Source organism: Shinella zoogloeoides, from assembly GCF_033705735.1.
Taxonomy (GTDB): Bacteria; Pseudomonadota; Alphaproteobacteria; order Rhizobiales; family Rhizobiaceae; genus Shinella; species Shinella zoogloeoides_A.
Window position 1 is genome coordinate 856,084 of sequence record NZ_CP131131.1, and the last position, 18,874, is coordinate 874,957.

At 65.7% G+C, this 18,874-nt stretch carries 16 protein-coding genes; 2 read left to right on the forward strand and 14 right to left on the reverse strand.

The window, feature by feature from the left end; all coding sequences use genetic code 11:
• Positions 1-3: 3 nt before the first annotated feature.
• Positions 4-828 (reverse strand): TlpA disulfide reductase family protein, encoded by an 825-nt coding sequence (locus ShzoTeo12_RS21750; protein WP_318914244.1) that lies wholly within the window; start codon positions 826-828, stop codon positions 4-6.
• Positions 825-2,549 carry a protein-disulfide reductase DsbD gene (dsbD, locus tag ShzoTeo12_RS21755; protein ID WP_318914246.1) on the reverse strand — a complete coding sequence of 575 codons (1,725 nt, stop codon included), beginning with the start codon at positions 2,547-2,549 and terminating at the stop codon, positions 825-827. Before dsbD ends, ShzoTeo12_RS21750 begins: the two co-directional genes overlap by 4 nt.
• Before the next feature lie 195 nt (positions 2,550-2,744).
• Between dsbD and ShzoTeo12_RS21760 the strand changes: the two genes are divergently transcribed.
• Both ShzoTeo12_RS21760 and ShzoTeo12_RS21765 read left to right on the forward strand, forming a co-directional pair.
• The gene (locus ShzoTeo12_RS21760; protein WP_119255879.1) at positions 2,745-3,407 is read left to right on the forward strand and encodes a response regulator transcription factor; all 663 of its coding nucleotides are present in this window, start codon (positions 2,745-2,747) and stop codon (positions 3,405-3,407) included.
• On the forward strand, positions 3,404-4,783 hold the full coding sequence (locus ShzoTeo12_RS21765; protein WP_318914248.1) for an ATP-binding protein: 1,380 nt from the start codon (positions 3,404-3,406) through the stop codon (positions 4,781-4,783). The genes ShzoTeo12_RS21760 and ShzoTeo12_RS21765 overlap by 4 nt, the downstream gene beginning before the upstream one ends.
• Positions 4,784-4,840: 57 nt before the next feature.
• On the opposite strand, the gene ShzoTeo12_RS21770 is transcribed toward ShzoTeo12_RS21765, so the two are convergent.
• The 12 genes from ShzoTeo12_RS21770 to ShzoTeo12_RS21825 all read right to left on the reverse strand — a co-directional run bounded on the left by ShzoTeo12_RS21770 (position 4,841) and on the right by ShzoTeo12_RS21825 (position 18,734).
• Positions 4,841-6,346, reverse strand: coding sequence for an aldehyde dehydrogenase (locus ShzoTeo12_RS21770; protein ID WP_318914250.1), 1,506 nt, complete (start codon positions 6,344-6,346; stop codon positions 4,841-4,843).
• 21 nt (positions 6,347-6,367) lie between these two features.
• Positions 6,368-7,156, reverse strand: coding sequence for an ABC transporter permease (locus tag ShzoTeo12_RS21775; protein WP_318914251.1), 789 nt, complete (start codon positions 7,154-7,156; stop codon positions 6,368-6,370).
• 9 nt (positions 7,157-7,165) lie between these two features.
• Positions 7,166-8,035, reverse strand: coding sequence for an ABC transporter permease (locus ShzoTeo12_RS21780; protein WP_318914253.1), 870 nt, complete (start codon positions 8,033-8,035; stop codon positions 7,166-7,168).
• A complete protein-coding gene (locus ShzoTeo12_RS21785) occupies positions 8,032-9,123 on the reverse strand; it encodes an ABC transporter ATP-binding protein (RefSeq protein WP_318914255.1) in 1,092 nt (363 codons plus the stop codon). The genes ShzoTeo12_RS21780 and ShzoTeo12_RS21785 overlap by 4 nt, the downstream gene beginning before the upstream one ends.
• A 77-nt stretch (positions 9,124-9,200) precedes the next feature.
• Complete coding sequence (locus ShzoTeo12_RS21790) at positions 9,201-10,259, reverse strand: ABC transporter substrate-binding protein (protein ID WP_318914257.1); 1,059 nt, start codon at positions 10,257-10,259, stop codon at positions 9,201-9,203.
• Positions 10,260-10,287: 28 nt separating this feature from the next.
• Entirely contained in the window at positions 10,288-11,688 is a 1,401-nt protein-coding gene (locus ShzoTeo12_RS21795; protein WP_318914259.1) for a sigma 54-interacting transcriptional regulator, read from the reverse strand.
• Entirely contained in the window at positions 11,685-12,854 is a 1,170-nt protein-coding gene (locus ShzoTeo12_RS21800) for a PAS domain-containing protein (RefSeq protein WP_119255871.1), read from the reverse strand. Before ShzoTeo12_RS21800 ends, ShzoTeo12_RS21795 begins: the two co-directional genes overlap by 4 nt.
• Before the next feature lie 285 nt (positions 12,855-13,139).
• The gene (locus tag ShzoTeo12_RS21805; protein WP_119255870.1) at positions 13,140-13,910 is read right to left on the reverse strand and encodes a MurR/RpiR family transcriptional regulator; all 771 of its coding nucleotides are present in this window, start codon (positions 13,908-13,910) and stop codon (positions 13,140-13,142) included.
• A gap of 40 nt (positions 13,911-13,950) precedes the next feature.
• Positions 13,951-14,808 (reverse strand): inositol monophosphatase family protein, encoded by an 858-nt coding sequence (locus ShzoTeo12_RS21810; protein ID WP_318914261.1) that lies wholly within the window; start codon positions 14,806-14,808, stop codon positions 13,951-13,953.
• Entirely contained in the window at positions 14,805-15,902 is a 1,098-nt protein-coding gene (locus ShzoTeo12_RS21815; protein ID WP_318914263.1) for an ABC transporter ATP-binding protein, read from the reverse strand. Before ShzoTeo12_RS21815 ends, ShzoTeo12_RS21810 begins: the two co-directional genes overlap by 4 nt.
• 5 nt (positions 15,903-15,907) lie before the next feature.
• Positions 15,908-17,590: an ABC transporter permease gene (locus tag ShzoTeo12_RS21820; RefSeq protein ID WP_119255867.1), complete on the reverse strand. Its 1,683-nt coding sequence runs from the start codon at positions 17,588-17,590 to the stop codon at positions 15,908-15,910.
• 124 nt (positions 17,591-17,714) lie between these two features.
• Entirely contained in the window at positions 17,715-18,734 is a 1,020-nt protein-coding gene (locus ShzoTeo12_RS21825) for an ABC transporter substrate-binding protein (protein ID WP_318914265.1), read from the reverse strand.
• Between the last annotated feature and the right edge of the window lie 140 nt (positions 18,735-18,874).

The following is an 18,874-nucleotide window of genomic DNA, read 5'->3' on the forward strand; positions in this document are numbered from 1 at the left end:
CTTTCATTCTGTCGATGCCGTGGCGGAGGATGAAAGAGCGGCAAGTCTTTCGGAGAGCGCCTCGCGGGAAATCTCTCCGAGGTGGGATGCGGCAAGTGTGCCGTCCGGATTGATGAACAGGGTGGCGGGCAGGCCCACCGCGCCATAGTGGCGCGAGAGATTGGCAAAGGGATCGAGAACGACCGTTTGAAGGTCGATGCCGGCCTGACGCAGATAGGCAGCGATAGCATCCCTGCCTTCACCCTGGTTGGCGAACAGGAAATCGACATGTGGATTGCTCCCGGCCATGTCGGCCATCATCGGCATCTCCCGCCGGCAGGGCGGACACCAGCTCGCCCAGAGATTGAGGACGGCGGGACGACCCCGGCGCTCCGCGACGGATATGGTTCCGCCTCTATCGAGCACCACATAGGAGGCTGCCGGTGCGCGGGGCGAAGCGTTTCCGTTGATCAGGCTGCCAAGAGCGATCCAGACGAAGAGACCGGCGGCAAGCGGCAGGATCGCCCAGGAGGTTATATGTGGCGCCCTTCGCCACAGCAGCACAGTGGCGAGAAGAACGCCGATGAGGCCACCATGCCAGGAAAAGCCACCCTGCCAGATGGCGAGGACGCGCCACGGCTCCTGCCAGAAACTCGCCGCGTGGCCGAGGACATGCACTGCCCGTGCCCCCAGAATTCCAAGGAACGCCGCCGCTGTCGTCCAGGTGCCGAGCCTGTTGTCTATGCGGGCGGCGAGAAGCGAGCCGGCAAGCATGAAGACGACCATTCCGCCGATCGCCGAGAAGCGATCGGCGGAGAACGCGAAGGGACCTATTGCGAGGGCGTTCATCGCATGGTGCCTTTCGCAGCCATGGCGGCATCCGCGAGCGAAGTCGCTGTAATCTCTCCGACAAGCCGGGTACCGGGTATCTCCTGCCTTTCGCGGTCGAAGAGGATCATCGTTGGCGGGCCGACGACTGCAAGCGAGCGCATGAGCGCGCCGGTGTCGGCATCAAGGGTACTGACATCGAGCCTTGCAAGGCGAATCCCGTCGAGGGCTGTCGCTACATCCGGCTCGGGCAGCACCGAGCGTTCGATCGCGCGGCAGGTCACGCACCAGTCCGCCGTGACATAAAGAAGGGCCGGCCGGTGTTCGGAGGCGGCGGCGCCAAGCAGGCCGGACAGCGTGTCGATGGAGCCGATCTTCGTGAAATCCGTCTTTTCGATAGCCGTCCGCGCGCCGCCGGCCGTACCCTTGAGCGGGCCGAGCGGGGTCAGCGGATCGGTCGCGCCGAGGCCGAACCCTGCCATGAGAAAACTGCCCCAAAGGAGGAAGACGAGGCTGGCCGAACGCAGGAGAACGCCATGTCCGCCCGAAGTCTGCGACCCTGCGAATGCACCTGCCTGGACGCCGAAAGTCAGCGCCAGCACGGCCCAGGGCAGGAGGATGAAACGCTCGGGAACGAGCGGGGTCGCAAGCCATATCGCCGTTGCGAGGAACAGAAAGCCGAAGGCGTACCGTACGTTTTCCATCCAGGCGCCGGCGCGTGGCAGCACCTTGCCGCCAAGCGTCGCCATGGCGATGAGCGGGAGACCCTTGCCGAGGCCAAGCGCGAAGAGCGCGAGAGCGCCGATGACGACGTCTCCGGTCCGGGCGATATAGAGAAGGGCGCCCGCAAGCGGTGCGGTTACGCAGGGGCCGATGAGAAACGCGGAGGAAAAGCCGAGCATAGCGGCGCCGGCGGCAGAGCCGCCCTTCCGTTTGCCGCCGCTCAATCGATTGCCGATTCCTGCCGGAAGCCGGATATGAAACAGGCCGAAGCTGGAGAGCGCCAGCAGGACGAAGAGGGCGGCGACCGTGCCGACTGCGGCCGGCGATTGCAGCACCATCTGCAGGTTCCGGCCCGACCACGCGGCGGCGACGCCGACAAGTCCGAAGGCGGCAGCGAGCGTCAGCACATAGGATGAAGCCAGCACGAAGCCGCGTCCTGCCGTCAGTTCCTCCCTTTCGCGCGATAGCATGGCGGCGACAATCGGATACATCGGAAAGACGCAGGGTGTGAATGCCAGCAGCAGGCCGAAGCCGAGAAAGCCGGCAAGCAGCAGGAAAGGCCCGCCGCCGGTCAGAAGCCGGTCGACCGCCGTCTCTCCGCCATTGTCGATGATGGAAAATCCGGTGTTCGCCTTCTGCGCCGGGTTCGCGTCCTCGGCCGGTGCAAGCGAAAAACCGCCTTCGGCCGGCATCCCGATCGTCATCGCCGCGACATCGATCATGCGTGTCGTCGGCGGATAGCACAGTCCGCCGTCCTGGCAGCCCTGATAGGTGACGCGAACGGTCGGAGGGGCGTCGAGGATCGATGCCGAAGCCGTTCGATAATAGACTTCGGTCGCGCCGAAATCCGGATCGTCCTTGACCTTGCCGGGTTCGGTGCGGAGTGTCAGCGGCCGGTTGTCCTCGTCTTTCGCGGAAAGGTAATCCCGGTACAGATAGTAACCGTCGGCGATTTTCCAGGTGATCGTGAGAGGGCCTGCCTCTTCCCTTGCAATTGAGGGTACGAAGGCGTCTTCCATCGGCAATGGCGCTTCAAAAGCCCATGCCGGCAGAATTGCCGCAATCAAGACCCAAACCGCTGCCAGGAGGCTTGCTTTCCGCATCGTTCTCGCGTCCTCGTCATTTGTCCCGGGCGGAGCGATCCGGTCGCCAGCTTAAGGCAGGCTTAAGGTTCCCGGCTCAGGCGGAGGAAGGCAGCAACGCACGGAGGCTTGATGCGTATCCTGGTGGTCGAAGACGATGCGGTCCTGCTCGATGGCCTGAAGGTCGGCCTCGGCCTTTCCGGCTTCACCGTCGACACTGTGGCAACGCTTGCCGATGCGACGGAGGCCCTTGCGGCGGACCGCTTCGATGCCGTCGTGCTCGATCGCATGCTGCCCGACGGTTCCGGCCTTGAAGTGCTGGCGTGCCTGCGGGAAAGGGGTGACCGGACGCCCGTCCTGCTCCTGACGGCGAAGGACGAAACGGCCGATCGCATCGACGGTCTGGATGCCGGCGCCGACGACTATCTCGGCAAGCCGTTCGACCTCGACGAGGTTGCCGCCCGGCTGCGCGCCATCACGCGCCGGTCGGAAGGTCGCGCACGGCCCGAATTGCGTTGTGGCACTATCGTTCTCGATCCGGCAGGGATGGCGGCGCGAAAGGCAGGTGAGCCCGTCCCGCTGTCGCGGCGCGAATTTTCCATCCTGCGCGCACTGATGGAGAGTCCGGGCATGATCCATTCGAAGCAGGCGCTGGAGCAACGCCTCTACGGCTGGCAGGAGGATGTGGAGAGCAATACGGTCGAGGTACATGTGCACAAGCTGCGCGCCAAGCTCGGCGCCGCCTCCATCGAGACCATCCGCGGTGTCGGCTATCGCATGGGCAAGTCCGAATGAGTTCCATCCGCCTCCGCCTCATCGTCATCCTTCTCGCCACGACCGGCGCCGTCTGGTGTTGTGCGGTGTTCTGGACCTATCTCAGCACGCAGCATCAGGTGGAACGCGTGCTCGACGCCAGGCTCACCGAGGCGGCGCGGATGGTCAGTTCGCTGATCACCGATCACCATATCGATGTCGCTGCCGCCGTGGAGGCCGCCACCGTTGGCGATGTGCCGCCGGAATTCACGGTTGCGGAGGGGGATTACAACAGGCAGCTCTCCTGCCAGATCTGGTCGCTGCAGGGGCAGCTGGTCAGCCGTTCCGCCAGCGCGCCGGCGACCTCGCTGGCGGACCACGACAAGGGCTTTCGGGAGACGACCATAAAGGGCGAACGCTGGCGGGTCTATGCGGTGATCAATCCGACGCTCGGCGTGCGCGTCCTCGTCGGCGACAGCCTCGAAATGCGCGATCGGCTGGTGGGAGATGTCGTCAAGGGGCAACTGGTTCCGGCACTCGCCATCCTGCCGGTCCTTGCAGCCTTGCTGTGGCTCAGCGTCGACCGGGGGCTCGCGCCTCTCAACAGGATCGCGAGCGCGCTCTCCGGCCGTTCCGCCGACGAGCTTCATCCGGTCGGGGAGGCCGGCGCGCCGCGCGAGATCCGCCCGCTGCTGAGATCGCTCAACTCGCTTTTCGGCAGGGTCACGCAAGCGCGGGAGCGCGAAAGGACTTTCATCGCCTATGCCGCGCATGAATTGAAGACACCGCTCGCCGGTCTCAAGACCCAGGCCCAGGTCGCGCTCAGGAGCGATGATGCTGCTGTCCGTGAAACCGCGCTCGGACATATTTCGACGAGCGTGGATCGCACCGGGCGCCTCGTCCGCCAGCTCATCGACATGGCCGCTGTCGATTCCGCAGAGGCCGATCGCGCGCGGGAAGCCATCGATGTCGCGGCGGCCATGCGTGAGGTTTCTGCCGATCTGGAAAACCTCGGTATCGCGCGGAACGTATCGGTCGACATCCACGCCGGCGTGACGGTTGGCCGGGCCAGTCTCAACCGCATGCTCCTGCATCTTGCGGTGAGAAACATCCTTGAAAATGCAATCCAGCATGCCCCGGCGGGCTCGCATGTCGACCTCATAGTCGAGCGCGATGGCACGAAGCTGCGGATCGAGGTCGTCGACCAGGGGGCGGGTATGACGCCGGCTCAATCGAGGCATCTCGTCGGGCGTTTCAACAGGGGCAGTCGTGGAGGCGAGGGAACCGGTCTCGGCCTTTCGATCGTTGAAATGGCAATCCAGAAGCTCGGCGGCGAACTTGCTTTCGATCAGCGTGCGAACGGCTTCGCCGTGCGGGTTTCCGTCCCCGCGGGCTGGCTGGCGGAACAGGCCCGGTGAAGCCATGGATCCCGGGATGGTGCGTGCTGCTCCAACCCGGGACCCATTATGCGGGCCTCAGTCGAGATTCACCCAGACCGATTTCGTCTGCGTGTACTGCGTCAGGGCTTCCAGGCATTTGTCGCGGCCGTTGCCGGTCTGCTTGTAGCCGCCCCAGATCGAGGTCATGTCGCCGTGGTCGAAGCAGTTGACCCAGACGACGCCGGCCTCGATGTCGCGGGCGAAGCGGTGTGCCTTGGAAATGTCGCGGGTCCAGACGGACGCGGCGAGACCATAGATGGAATCGTTGGCGATCTCGATGGCGTCGTCGATGCCCTCCACCGGAATGATCGCGGCGACCGGGCCGAAGATCTCCTCGCGGGCGATGCGCATGCCGTTGTCGACGCCCGTGAACAAGGTCGGCTCGACGAAGGCGCCTTTCGGGGATGAGGCGAGCGTGCCGCCGCCGAAGCGCAGCGCCGCCCCTTCCTTGCGGCCGATGTCGATGTAGCTCAACACGCGCTGCTGGTGCGAGGCGGTGACGAGTGGGCCGATGGTCGTTGCGGGATCGAGCGGATCGCCGAGCACGAAGTTTTCCCGCGTGCGGGCCGTGAAGCGCTCGACGAAGTCGTCGTGGATGCGCTTTTCCACGAGGATGCGCGAGCCCGCATTGCAGACCTCGCCCTGGTTGCCGTAGATGCCGTTGACGGCATAGGTGACGGCGGTGTCGAGGTCGTCATAATCGCCGAGGACGATCTGGGGTGTCTTGCCGCCGCACTCGGTCGAGACGCGCTTCATGTTCGACTGGCCGGCATAGATCATCAGCAGCTTGCCGACCTCGGTGGAGCCGGTGAAGCCGATCTTGTCGACGTCGTTGTGCAGCGCCAGCGCCTTGCCGGCTTCCTCGCCAAGACCGTGCACCACGTTGAAGACGCCCGCCGGGCCGCCCGCCTCGATGAAGAGTTCGGCGAGCAGGTTGGCCGAGAGCGGCGATTGCTCGGCCGGTTTCAGCACGACGGAATTGCCCGTCGCCAGCGCCGGGCCGAGCTTCCAGGCGGCCATCATCAGGGGATAGTTCCACGGCACGATGAGGCCGACGACGCCGAGCGGCTGGCGCAGGATGTAGTGCAGGGCATTGGCCGCCGTCGCCGTCACCGCGCCCTCGATCTTGTCGATTGTCTCGGCGAAGAACTTCAGCGACGTGACGGAGCCGGGAATGTCGATGTTCATCATGTCCATGACCGGCTTGCCCATGTCGAGGCTGTCGAGCACGGCGAATTCCTCCGCATGCGCCTCGATGAGGGTGGAGAATTTTTCCAGCACGGCCATGCGGGCGCGCGGGTCCATGCGCGACCAGGCGCCGGAGCGGTAGGCCTTGCGGGCTACGGCGACGGCGCGGTCGATCTCCGCCGCCCCGCCGCGCGCCACCTCGGCGATGGTCGCCCCGGTCGCGGGATTGATCGTCGGATAGGTCCGGCCGTCGGCGGAGGCGACATAGGCCCCGTCGATGAAGTGCTGTGTGCGGAATTTCAGGCCGCTTGCCTTGCTGCGCCAGAAATCGAGCGTGTAGGTCGAGGCATCCATGCTTGTTCTCCCTTCCATGGATCAGGATTGGTCGCGGTCGCGCAGGAGCGTGACCGAGAGGACGATGAGGACGAAGGACACGGCGACGATCACCGTGCCGATGGCATTGATTTCGGGCGTGATGCCGCGCCGGAGCGTCGAATAAATGTAGATCGGCAGCGTCACCTCGCGGCCCGTCAGGAAATAGGTGACGGGGATTTCGTCGAAGGACAGTGTGAAGCAGAGCAGCGCCGAGCCGAGGATGGCGCTGCGGATGCCCGGCAGCGTGACATGGCGGAAGGTCTCGAAGGGCGTCGCGCCGAGATCGGCGGAGGCTTCGAACTGGCGGCGGTTGATCTTGGCGAGGCGCGCCATGACCTGAGAGACGACGACGCCGAGCAGCGCCGTCGCGTGGCCGATCACCACCGCCGTCAGGCTCTGCGGAATGCCGATCTGCTTGTAGAAGTTCAGCATGGCGATGCCGGTGACGATGCCGGGCAGGCTGAGGGGCAGGAGGATGACGTTCTGGAACAGCCGCTTGCCGGGAAAGTCGTAGCGGTCGAGCGCGAGCGCCGCCGTCACGCCGATGACGACGGAGAGCGCCGTCGCGAAGAGCGCGACCCACAGGCTGTTGGCGAGCGCCCGCAGCATCTGGCCGTTGGCGAGGAAGGCCTCGTACCAGTGCAGCGTGAAACCGGCGAGGGGGAAGGACGTCACCTTGCTGTCGTTGAAGGAGAACATCACGAGGATGACGATCGGCAGGTAGAGGAAGGCGAGCACGCCGAGGCTGACGCCCACCATGCCCTTCTGCCACCATCTCAAGCGCAGCATGGCGGCCTCCTAGGAAAGATCGACCCGGCCGGCCCGGTCGAGGCGGCTGGAGAGTTGCAGGAGGATCAGCACCAGCGCGAGCACGAGCGTCGCGAGCGCGGAACCGAGCGGCCAGTTGAGTGCGGCGCCGAATTGCGTCTGCAAAAGGTTCGCCACCATCGTCCCGTCCGGCCCGCCGACGAGCACGGGCGCGACGAAATCGCCGAAGGACAGGCAGAAGGTCATGGTCGCGCCGGCGACGACACCGCCGAGCGACAGCGGGAATATCACCCTCCAGAAAGTCATGAACGGGCCGACGCCGAGGTCTTCCGAGGCTTCGATCAGGCGGCGCGGAATGTTGTCGAGCACCGCGAAGAGCGGCATGACCATGAAGGGCACGAAGATATAGACCAGCGTCACCACCATGGCGGTCTGGTTGTAGAGGAAGATGTCGAGCGGCGCCGAGACGATGCCGGTGGAGACCAGCAGCGAGTTCAGCGCGCCGTCCGTGCCGAGGATGATCTTCCACGTATAGGCGCGCAGCAGGTAGGACACCCAGAGCGGCACGATCACCGACATGTAGAGAAGGTTGCGCAGCGCGCGCGAGCGGACGGTGAAGACGAGGAAATAGGCGAGCGGATAGCCGAGCAGCAGCGAGCAGAGCGTGACGGAAGCGGCGATCTTCAGCGTGCGCAGGATGACGGTCGTATATTGCGGGTCGGCGGCGATCTGCGCGTAGTTGCCGAACTGGAAATCCGGATAGAACAGCGGGAACTGCCGAGACCAGAAGCCCACCGAGATCATGATCGCATAGGGCACGACCATCAGCAGCAGCACCCAGAAGAGCGGCAGCGAGAACAGGGCGGCAAAGCCGGGGAAAGTGCGGCGGGTGAGGTTCATCGCCCACCCTCCGCTTCGAAGAGCAACACGTCGGCGGGGTCGATGCCGATCGTCACGCGATCACCGGGTGCAAGCTCCGCCGGGGCGGCCGTGCGTGGAAGCTCCGCGAAGATCGGCCTTTCGGCCCCTTCGGGCATGAGCTCGACCCGCAGCCGGTCGCCGTGGAACAGGCGCTCCATCACGGTGCAGGCGAGCGTATTTTCCGCCCCGGCCGCCGTGACATGCAGGTGCTCGGCGCGGAGGCCGAGGCTGGCATGGCGGCCGGCGGCAAGGCTGGCGGCCTCGCCGCGCCGGCTGTGCAGCACCTGACCGCCCGCAAGCCGGAAAGCGCCGCCGCCGAGGGCCTCGGCATCCGCCAGGTTCGCGCCGCCGATGAAGTCAGCGACATAGGGGCTGGCGGGACGATCGTAGAGGTCCGTCGGCGAGCCGACTTGCGCGATGCGGCCCTCTTTCATGACTACGATGCGGTCGGAGAGGGCCAGCGCCTCGTTCTGGTCGTGCGTGACCATGAGGAAAGTGATGCCGAGCTCGCGGTGCAGGCGCTTCAGCTCCACCTGCATGCCTTCGCGCAATTTCACGTCGAGCGCCGAAAGCGGCTCGTCGAGCAGCAGCACGCGCGGGCGGCGGACGATGGCGCGTGCCATCGCCACGCGCTGGCGCTGGCCGCCCGAGAGGGCGCCGGGCCGCATGCCGGCCTTGCCCTCCAGCCCGACCATGGTCAGCGCCTCGGCGACGCGCCTGTCCTGCTCGGCCTTCGCCACGCGGCCGGATTTCACCGAAAGGCCGTAGCCGATATTCTCCGCCACGCTCATATGCGGAAACAGCGCATAGTCCTGGAAGACCGTGTTGACCGGCCGGCGATAGGGCGGGCTGTCCGTCACGTCCTGGCCGGCAATGGCGATGCGGCCGGCGCTCGCCTGCTCGAAGCCGCCGATCAGCCTGAGCGTCGTCGTCTTGCCGCAGCCCGAGGGGCCGAGCAGGGTCACGAACTCGCCCTCGGCAATCGCAAGGTCGGTCTCCTGGAGGGCGAGGAATGCGCCATATCGTTTCGCAACGCCGTCGAGCGTTACAATCGGGTTGGAGGTCATCGGATCCCCGTGTCTGTTGAAATGTCTCGCGTGGGTGTCGGGAAGCGCCGCCTTGCGGGGCGCTTCCCGCCGGGGCCTTACGGCGCGGCCTTCACGGCGTTCCAGGTTTCCAGATACTTGTCGAGGCGGACGGGCTGCTGCCACATGACGAGGCTCTTGACGAACTCGACATTGTCGACCTGGCGATCCTTCTTCATCTGGTCATCCATGCAGCCCTGCACGGCCTTCGGATTGACCGGGAAATAGCCGGTGGACTGGGCGACGCCGCACTGGCCCTCGGGCGACTGCATGAAGCTCATGAACTTGTAGGCGCATTCCTCGTTCGGGGAGTCCTTCACCAGCATCATGGAGTCCATCCAGCCCTCGGCCTTTTCCTTCGGCGTGAACTCGACGACCTCGAAGCCCTTCTTGAGGTTGTTGACGTCCTTGCTGGTCAGGCCCGTCCACGCGTTGGAGACATAGACCTCCTGGTTGGCCATCAGCTCCGTCAGCTCGCCCGCCGAGGCCCAGTATTTGCGGATCAGCGCCTTCTGCTCGATGAGCTTGGCCTTCACGGCTTCCAGCTGCTCGTCCGTAAGGTCGAAGATGTTGTCGTAGCCGAGATAGCGCGCCGTCCAGTAGAGCGCCGACTTGTCGTCCCAGAGCGAGACCTTGCCCTTGAGCGCGGGATCGAACAGGACGGAGATGGAATCCGGCTTGGTGGCCAGCTTGTCGGGGCGGTAGATCAGCGAGACGGAGCCCCAGATCAGCGGCACGGCCCAGGTCTCGCCATCGGCCACCACGTCGCTCTGCTTGGAGAATTCCGGATAGATGCCGTCGAAGCCTTCCACCCTGGCCGTGTCGATCGGCGCGACGAAGCCGGCCTGCCGCATCATCGGCACGGTATCGAGCGAGGGGCTGATGATGTCGTAGACGCCGCCGCCGGCGGCGAGCTTGGCGGCGAAGTCGTCGTTCGAGCCGACATAGGAGGCCGTCACCTTGCAGTCCGAGGCGGCCTCGAACTTGGAGATGAAGCCGTCAACCGCATAACCCTCCCAGGTCAGGTAGTTGAGCTCGCCGGCCTTCGCGACGAGGGTCTGTGGGATGAGGCTTGCGGCGGCAAGGGCGAGAATTGCGGATCTGCGCAGTAGAGACATGTTTGTTCCCCTTCATGTCTTTGGTTGGTCATTTCGCCCGCTTTGTCTTTCGGACGAGGGTGGCGATATCGATTCCGAGCGCCTTGGCGGCGCCTCTCTTGCTTCCATGCTCTGCGATGGATTTTTCCAGGACCCAGCTTTCGAAGGCCTGCATCAGGTCCCGGAAGCTCTGCGGCGATGTCTCCCCATCGCCGACCGGGCGGGCAGGGGCAGGCCGTGACGAAGCCCCCTCGGCGACGATGAAATGCTCGGCGAGCGCCATGTCCTCGGCGCTCGCCGCGGCGCGCTCGAGGATATTCGTCAGCTCCCGCACATTGCCGGGAAAGGCATGGGCGGAAAGCTGTTTGGTGAAGGCCGCGGAAAGCTGCAGCGTCGGCGTACGGCCGGCATTGAGCCGCCGCAGCACGTTCTCGGTCAGCGCGGCGACCAGTTCCGGCTGGTCCCGCAGCGCCGGCAGCTCCAGCGTCACGACGGCGATGCGGTAATAGAGGTCGCGGCGGAAGGCGCCGCTCCCGATCAGGTCCGGCAGGTCGGCATTGGTGGCGGTGACGAGGCTGATGCGCGCCTTGCGCCGCTGCATCGAGCCGAGGCGGCTGAAAGTCTGGCTTTCGAGAAAGGCGACGAGCTTCATCTGCGAGACGGGCGAAAGATCCGTCACCTGGTCGAGGAAGAGCGTGCCGCCATCGGCCGCCTCCACGAAGCCGAGCTTGCCGCGCGTCGAGGTGTCAAGCGCCGAGCCCGGCTCGATGCCGAACATCTCCGCGTCGAACTGCGCGTCGCTCAGCATGCCGCAATTGACGTGGACGAAGGGCGGCGCATCGGAGGCGCCGGCCTTGCCGATGAAGCGGGCAAGCTCTGTCTTGCCCGTGCCGGTCTCGCCGGTCAGGAGCACGGCGCTGCCGCGCTCGATGGCGGTCGCGGCCCGGCGCGCAATGGTGCCGAGGCGCAGCGTGAGCACGGGGCCGCCGCCGCCGGCTGCCGGCAGGGGCTCAGCCTCGAAGCGGAAATGATCGCTGCGCTCGTAGCCGCGGCTGTGCCGCCCGGTCTCGCGCATCGTCAGCAGCGCGCCATAGGCGCCGCCGTCGGGCGTGCGCAGGATGCCGATGGAGGCGGTGACGTTGCGCTGCGAATTGAGCGTGCCGGAAACCTCGGTACGCTTGAGCTGCCGCAGGGCGCTCGCGAGCTTCTGGACGAGGGGGCCGGCCGTCTTGGCGTGTTTCGCCAGGTCCGAGCCGACGAGGTCGCCGCGCGCGAGATTCAGCAGCAGTTCGAGCTTGCCGTTGACCAGCTTGATGGTGCCGTCCGTCTCCAGCAGCGCCACGCCATCGGGGAAGGCTTCGAGGAAGGCGCCGAACTGCGGCTCGTCGATGAAGGAGGGACGCAGGCGCCGCTGGCCGGATGTGGTGAGGTCGTTGGCGTAGAATTTCATGACGCGGCCTCCTGCAGAAGGCCGCGCGTCCTGCGGCGGCTCTTGCGCCGGGCGGTCAGCACGTAGCGGCGCATCTCGCCCTCGATGCGCGCGGCGCGGAAGCGCCAGACGTCACGGCTGGCATCGGCGGCGATGACGGCAAGGTCGCATTCGCCGTCGCTGTCCTCACCGGCAAGGGCCGCCTGCCGGAGCTTGTCGAGCGCGTTGCGCGTTTCGATGAACTGCTGCAACGGTCGGCCGAGCACCTGCTCGGCGGTCCGTCCCCAGACGCTCTCGGCCGCCGGGTTGGTCGCCAGCAGGAGGCCGTCCTCGGAGATGACGAGGATCGGGTCCGGCGCGGCGCTCAGGATGTCCTGCATCGTGTCCGCCCGGTCGGCGAGCTGCTGTTCGCGCTGGCGGTGCGCCCCGATATCGCGCGTCGTGCCCCAGAGGCGCACGAGGAAGCCGTCCTTGATCGCGGCGCGGAAATCGTTCTCGACCAGCATCTCGCTGTCGTCGTGCCGGCGGTCGACGGCGGCGGCGCGGTCGAGACGGTAGCCGGAGCGCACGAGGTCGCGCACCATGCGGCGGTTGATCTCGGTTGCCGGAAAATAGCGCGAGACCGGCTGGATATTGAAATCGAGCCCTTCGGGCACCCGGTAGAGCCGGGCCATCGCCTCGTTGCAGGCGCGCCAGCGGCTCTGGTTGGAGAAGATGCGCTCGACGATCTCGTCCTCGGCGAGCGCCGTGTCGACCGGTTCGAGGAATTCGATGCACCAGCACGCTTCCGTCGCTGCGCCGATCATCTGCGAGAGGATTTCCACCCGCTCGGCGAGCTCCGGCCCGATGCCGAGCACGCTTTCCGGCAAGGGTTGCTTGATGACGGCGAGCCCGCGGCCCGGATCGGAGACCACGGTGGCGATCATGGGGATTTCGCTGTATTGCGGCGAATTCACCCAGACGGCGAGCCCGGACACGAACGGCTGGCCGTCGCGGGCGACGCCGCGCAGCATCTGTGCCGAGGTGCTGCTGTAGATGCGCTCCAGCGGCACGCTCTCGCCCTGCTGTAACGCGATGGCGAGCTCGCGCGCCTCCATCGCGTTGACGGCGCAGATGCGGCCGTCATGGTCGATCCAGTCGACCAGCAGGGCGTCGAGATTGGCGGTGCCCGGTACGTGTACTTTCATTCCCCATTCCGATCCGAATGGCGATCCCCTTCATGGGGATCTGCACCAGAAGACATGCGCAATCCCGCCACAATCGCAGGCGGAAGCAAGCCCTATTCGGAAGGAAGGCATGAAAACGCGCCGGAACTCCGCCCGGAATGCGCAAAACCGCATCACGTGCTGCGATGATGCGCAACAAAACGACCCAGGAGAACCGCTGCGTCGGTTTTTAACCGATCGAGCACGCACGAAGGACGATGGACGTCCTTCGTGCCGCCTGTGATTTTTCGATGGTTGGCGGTCCGCCTAGGTCCGGGCCAGCAGCGTGAACAGCACGTCGAGGAGGACGTACATCGAGGCGCGGCCGGTCGGCACGATGAGGGGGTGGCTGGCGGCGCGATAGGCGTTGAGGTTGATGTTCTCGTCGGCGAGCGAGGCGACGACGGAGCCACCGGGCGCAATCGAGAGGATCCGCGCGCCGGCCTTCTTGGCGATCTCCATATTGGCGATGAGATAGCTCGTGCGGCCTGAGAAGGAGAGCACGAAGAGCACGTCCTGCGATGTAAGGCGCGGGGCGGATACCATCTGGAGCGTCGGGTCGGCATAGGCGACGCTCGCCATGCCGAGCGAGGCGAGCCGATGCTGCGCCTCGCTGGCGAGAAAGCCGGACCCGCCATAGCCGTAGACATCGATGCGCCGCGCGGCGGCGAGCATGTCGACCGCGCGGCGCAATCCGTCGAGATCGAGGTCGAGGCGGGCTTCCCGCAGCGATTCGACCGCACGGTTGAAGATGTCGTCGACGAGGCCGGTGAACGGGTCGTCGCCGTTTTCCGCCGGGCTCGCCGGCGCCTGGCGCACGGCCAGCTGCTGGGCGAGCTTCAGGCGGAAATCCGGAAAGCCGTCGCAATCGAGCCGCCGGCAGAAGCGGATGATCGAAGGCTCGCTGACCTTGGCGATCCGCGCCGCATCGGTGATCGACCATGTGATGGCCGTGCTCGGCGTATCGAGGATCGCCTCGGCGATCCTGCGTTCGGCGGGCGTGAATTGCGACAGGGATTGCCTGATCAGATCGAGCATGGACCCCTTCGTTCCGGCATCGGCTTCTCTCGCGCCAAGGTTACAACGTGCCGTCGGCAATCAGCTTCGACAGGCAGGACGATTGATAGTCAAAACCGGACTGCGCCACAACGAGCCTTTTGACGGAACCGAGCGTGTCTTCCCGCGGCTCGACGATGCGGCCTTCCGCGTCGCGGGCATGGACCTCACCGCCCGCCGCCTGGACGAGCTGGATGCCGGCCGCAATGTCCCAGGCGCTGAACTTGGATTCGTAGGCGATGGCGACGCGGCCCACGGCGACATAGGCAAGGTGCAGCGCGCAGGAGCCGAGGCGGCGCACGGCCCGGAACGAATTGACGAGGTCGGCATGGGCCTCCTGCGCCGCGCGGGAGGGGCGCTCGCCCTCGTAGGGCGCGTTGGTCAGCACCTCGACCTCCCGGTCGCTGCGCCCGCGCAGGAAATGCGGGACGGCGGCCCCGTTGAGCGTCAGCCGGCCCCGGTCCGCCACGAACATTTCGTCGCGCACCGGATCGTAGACGACGCCGCAGACCGGCTCGCCCCTGTGATAGGCGGCGATGGAGACGCAGAAGAAGGGCAGGCCCGAGGCGAAGTTGCTGGTGCCGTCGATCGGGTCGATGATCCAGGTCGTGTCGCCTTCGCCCTGCCAGCCGCCTTCCTCTCCGAGGATACGCGAGGCGGGGATGCGCGACCAGATCGTGTCGCAGGCGGCGCGCTCGGCGGCCTTGTCGGAGGCCGTCACGATATCGAAGAAGCCGGCCTTCTGTTGGGTCGCGAGGCTTTCCGGGCTGGCATCGACGAAGCCGCGGTGCGCCACCGCGCCGGCGGCGCGCGCGGCCTCGCAGGCGACGGTCGCGATGAGGTCCCTGATATCGTTGGTGATCGGTTTGGAGAGGGTCATGCTGCTTTTCCCAATGCGGCGGCTTCATTTTCCGGCAGGATCCAGACCGGCCGGCTGTCGATGGAGAGTTTCAGGGGCTGGCCGACCTCGGCGACGCCAGACTTGTAGTAGTCCGTGTCGAGGAAAACGCATTCCTGGCCTTCGAGATCGGTGAGATATTCGACATAGGCGCCTTGGAAGACGACGCGGCGCACCTTCGCCTCCATCGTGCCTTCGGCATCGACGCGGATATGCTCCGGCCGCACCACGCAGCGAACCTCCTGGCCGACCTTGAAGGCGCGGTTGCCGCGGGCGAGCGTGAAGGCGACCGTCGAGGCGATGCGCACGCGCACCGTCGCTTCATCGACCGCCTCGACCTTGCCGTGGAGAATGTTCGCCTTGCCCATGAACTCGGCGACGAAGCCGGTGCCGGGGCGCGAATAGACGTTGAGCGGCGAGTCGTCCTGCTCGATCACGCCGTTGCGCATGACGACCACGCGGTCGGAGATCGCCATGGCCTCGCTCTGGTCGTGGGTGACATAGAGGCTGGTGATGCCGAGGCGGAGCTGGATGGCGCGCAGCTCGTCGCGCATGCGCTCGCGAAGCTGGGCATCGAGGTTGGAGAGCGGCTCGTCGAAGAGCAGCACCTTCGGCTGGGTGACGACGGCGCGCGCGAGCGCCACGCGCTGCTGCTGGCCGCCGGAAAGCCGCGAGGGCGAGCGGTCGGCATATTGGGCGAGCGCCATGGTCTCGAGCATGGTGTCGACGCGCTCCTTCATCTCGGCCTTCGGCAGGCTGAGCAGGCGCACGCCGTATTCGACGTTCTCGCGCACCGTCATGTGCGGGAAGAGGGCGTAGCTCTGGAACACCATGCCGACATTGCGGGCATTGACCGGTACGTTGGTGACGTCGCGGCCGCCGATGGTGATGGAGCCGTCGGACGGCGTCTCGAAGCCGGCGAGCATGCGCAGCGTCGTCGTCTTGCCGCAGCCGGAGGGGCCGAGCAGGGTAACGAGCGTGCCTTCCTCGATGGTGAGGTTCAGCTTGTCGACGGCGGTGGTGCCGGCGGCACCGGGAAAGCGCTTGGTGATATTGGAGAAGACGACTTTCGACATGGGGCTTACCTCTTCGATGCCGAATTGAGAACGAGCTGCATGACCGCCAGGATGGCGAGCACGACGAAGACGAGGATGCTGCAATAGGCCGCCGCGACGCCGAGCTTCAGCGTTTCCACCTGCGAGAGGATGGTGACGGTGATCAGCGTCCAGTTGGCCGAGACGAGGAAGATCACCGCCGACAGCGTCGTCAGCGAACGGGTGAGGGCGTAGGAGAGCGATGTGAACAGCGCGGGCTTCAGCAGCGGCAGCGTGACCTGGAAGAAGGTGCGTGTGTTGGAGGCGCCGAGGATGGTCGAGGCCTCCTCGATCGACTTGTCGATCTGGCGAAGCTGGTTGGAACCCGCCTCGATGCCGACCTGCAGGTTCTTCACCACCATCGCCGCGACGACGATGAAGGCGGTGCCGGTCAGAAGCAGCGGCGCGGCGTTGAACGTGCTGACATAGCCGATGCCGAGGATGGTGCCGGGCGCGGCGAAGGAGAGCAGCGTCGCCCAGCGCAAGAGGAAGCTGCCCGGAAACGCCTTGCGGATCAGGAGATAGGCGATCAGCATGCCGGCGACGGCGGTGACCGGGGTCGCGATGCCGGCGAGCAGCAGCGAATTGGTGAGCGTCTGGAAGCCGGCAGTGAAGACGGTGGCGTAGTGGTCCAGCGTCAGCGTGTTGTTGACGCCGGGCAGCTTGGTGAAGGAGACATAGACCACCGTCAGGTAGAAGAGCAGGATGGCGAAGACGATGGCGTAGCAGCCGAGCGCCAGCGGCACGACCACGCCGCCGGAGATGCGGATCGTCTGGGCGGAGGGCTTGCCGGTGACGGTGACGTAGCTGCGCTTGCTCACCCAGTAGCGATGGATGAGGAAGGCCGTCATGGAGGGCACCAGCATGAGGCTTGCGAGCAGCGCGCCGGCCTGCAGGTTGAAATAGCCGACCATCTGCGAATAGGCCTCGACGGCGAGCGTGTTGTAGTTGCCGCCGATCAGCATCGGATTGCCGAAATCCTCGACCGACTTGACGAAGACGAGCAGCGTCGAGGAAAGGATCGCCGGGGTGACGAGCGGCAGCGTGACGCGCGAAAAGGTCGTCCAGCGCGAAGCGCCGAGCGAGGCGGAAGCATCCTCCAGCGCCGTGTCGATGGATTGCAGCATGCCGCGGATGTTGAGATAGGCGATGGGCGTGAAGGCCAGCGACTGGATCAGCACCAGGCTATGGAAGCCGTAGACATTGGCGTTGCGGATGCCGAGTAGCTCGCGGGTGATGAGGCCCGAGCGGCCGAACAGGATGACCACGGCCAGCGCCATGACGAAGGGCGGCGAGATGATCGGCAGCAGTGCCACGCCATGCACGAAGGTCTTGCCGGGCATGGTGGTACGGGTCGCCGTGAAGGCGAGCAGGAAGCCGGCGGCGGTGGCGATGATCGCCGAGGTGGCGCCGAGCATCAGCGTGTTGGCGAAGGAGGTCCAGACGAAGGACTGGGACAGCGTGTCGACGAGCACGCCGAGATCGAACCCGCGGTCGGTGACAACGGCCTGCTTCATGACGACGAAGATCGGCAGCGCGGCGAAGACCAGCACGGAGAGCGTGACGAGGGCGAAGATGCCGAACAGCCATGGATCGACGACGATCTTGCGCAGGAATGCCGGCGACGTCCCGGCCCTTGCGGACGGGGCCGCTTGCGAAACGAGGGTCATTGGGAGCTCCTTGGGCAATTCCAGCAACGGCCTTCCGCTCGGAATCGCATGAGACAAAGGGGCGGAGCATTCCCGAGCCGGAGAAAGCCGGGAATGCTCCTGCCTGCTGTTGGGACCTTCCGCCTTACTTGGCGTCGGCTTTGTGGCGCACGTCGTTCTCGTAGCGCTCCAGCAGGCGTGCGCGGTTCTCGCCGGCCCAGGTGAAGTCGTAGTCGATCATCTTCACGTTGGAGAGGTCGATCTTCGCCTCGGGGTTCTTGTAGCCCGGCACGATCGGGCCGCGGAAAGTGGCGCCCATGGCGGCCTGGCCCTTGTCGGTCAGGATCCAGTCGAGGAAGGCGGCGGCGCCTTTGGCCTGTTCTTCCGGCGCATTGGCGATGGCGGCGGCGGCGTTCACCTCGAAGCCGGTGCCTTCCTCTGGGAAGGAGTAGCCGACCGGATAGCCCTGCGCGAGCGCCGCTTCGATGTCCTGCGTATAGGCCATGGCGAGCGCGATCTCGTTGTTGGCGACCATGCGCGAGGGGGCGACGCCCGAACGGGTATATTGCACCACGTTCTTGTCGATCTCCTTCATCAGCTCGAAAGCCGGCTCCTCGCCGTCGAGCTGGACCATGGAGGCGAGCGCGACATAGGCCGTGCCCGAGGATGCCGGGTGGGCGAGGGCGACGCTGTCCTTGAAGACCGGATCGGCGAAGGACTTCCAGCTCGTCGGCGGCTTGGCGCCGATCTCGTCGAGAACCTGCTGGCTGTAGGCGAAGACGATGGGCGACAGCGAGATCGGCGTCCAGCGGCCTTCCTTGTCGGTGTAGCGCGGGTCGACCTTGTCGATGCCGGCGGCCTTGTGCGGGGCGAGCAGGTCTTCGGACGCGGCCTGGATGAAGTTGTCGGCGGCGCCCGCGAGCCAGAGGCCCGCCTGCGGATTGGCCTTTTCCGCCCGGATGCGGGCGAGGATCTCGCCGGCGCCGATGCGCACGAACTGTGCCTCGATGCCGGTATCGTCCTTGAAGGCCTTCAGGACGGCACCGCAATCGTCTTCCGACATCGGGCAATAGACGGTCATTCCCGCTGCCGCGGCGCCACCGGCCGTGAAGACATGCGAGCACAGGACTGCGAGCGCTGAAGCCAGCGCGAAACGGCGTTTCATTTTCGATTTCCTCCAGATGTGCGCCACGGTCCCTGCAAAAGCCATGGGGGCTTTCAGGTCTCACTCGCCGTGCGTGATCCTGGGTATAGTGAAGAAATCTACATTTGTCAAAAGAAATGTAGATAAGCTACATTCCTTTT

Bases quoted from the DNA above. Each gene is read 5' to 3' on its own strand.
- ShzoTeo12_RS21750 (WP_318914244.1), bottom strand. From the start codon at position 828: ATGAACGCCCTCGCAATAGGTCCCTTCGCGTTCTCCGCCGATCGCTTC.
- dsbD (WP_318914246.1), bottom strand. From the start codon at position 2,549: ATGGAAGACGCCTTCGTACCCTCAATTGCAAGGGAAGAGGCAGGCCCT.
- ShzoTeo12_RS21760 (WP_119255879.1), top strand. From the start codon at position 2,745: ATGCGTATCCTGGTGGTCGAAGACGATGCGGTCCTGCTCGATGGCCTG.
- ShzoTeo12_RS21765 (WP_318914248.1), top strand. From the start codon at position 3,404: ATGAGTTCCATCCGCCTCCGCCTCATCGTCATCCTTCTCGCCACGACC.
- ShzoTeo12_RS21770 (WP_318914250.1), bottom strand. From the start codon at position 6,346: ATGGATGCCTCGACCTACACGCTCGATTTCTGGCGCAGCAAGGCAAGC.
- ShzoTeo12_RS21775 (WP_318914251.1), bottom strand. From the start codon at position 7,156: ATGCTGCGCTTGAGATGGTGGCAGAAGGGCATGGTGGGCGTCAGCCTC.
- ShzoTeo12_RS21780 (WP_318914253.1), bottom strand. From the start codon at position 8,035: ATGAACCTCACCCGCCGCACTTTCCCCGGCTTTGCCGCCCTGTTCTCG.
- ShzoTeo12_RS21785 (WP_318914255.1), bottom strand. From the start codon at position 9,123: ATGACCTCCAACCCGATTGTAACGCTCGACGGCGTTGCGAAACGATAT.
- ShzoTeo12_RS21790 (WP_318914257.1), bottom strand. From the start codon at position 10,259: ATGTCTCTACTGCGCAGATCCGCAATTCTCGCCCTTGCCGCCGCAAGC.
- ShzoTeo12_RS21795 (WP_318914259.1), bottom strand. From the start codon at position 11,688: ATGAAATTCTACGCCAACGACCTCACCACATCCGGCCAGCGGCGCCTG.
- ShzoTeo12_RS21800 (WP_119255871.1), bottom strand. From the start codon at position 12,854: ATGAAAGTACACGTACCGGGCACCGCCAATCTCGACGCCCTGCTGGTC.
- ShzoTeo12_RS21805 (WP_119255870.1), bottom strand. From the start codon at position 13,910: ATGCTCGATCTGATCAGGCAATCCCTGTCGCAATTCACGCCCGCCGAA.
- ShzoTeo12_RS21810 (WP_318914261.1), bottom strand. From the start codon at position 14,808: ATGACCCTCTCCAAACCGATCACCAACGATATCAGGGACCTCATCGCG.
- ShzoTeo12_RS21815 (WP_318914263.1), bottom strand. From the start codon at position 15,902: ATGTCGAAAGTCGTCTTCTCCAATATCACCAAGCGCTTTCCCGGTGCC.
- ShzoTeo12_RS21820 (WP_119255867.1), bottom strand. From the start codon at position 17,590: ATGACCCTCGTTTCGCAAGCGGCCCCGTCCGCAAGGGCCGGGACGTCG.
- ShzoTeo12_RS21825 (WP_318914265.1), bottom strand. From the start codon at position 18,734: ATGAAACGCCGTTTCGCGCTGGCTTCAGCGCTCGCAGTCCTGTGCTCG.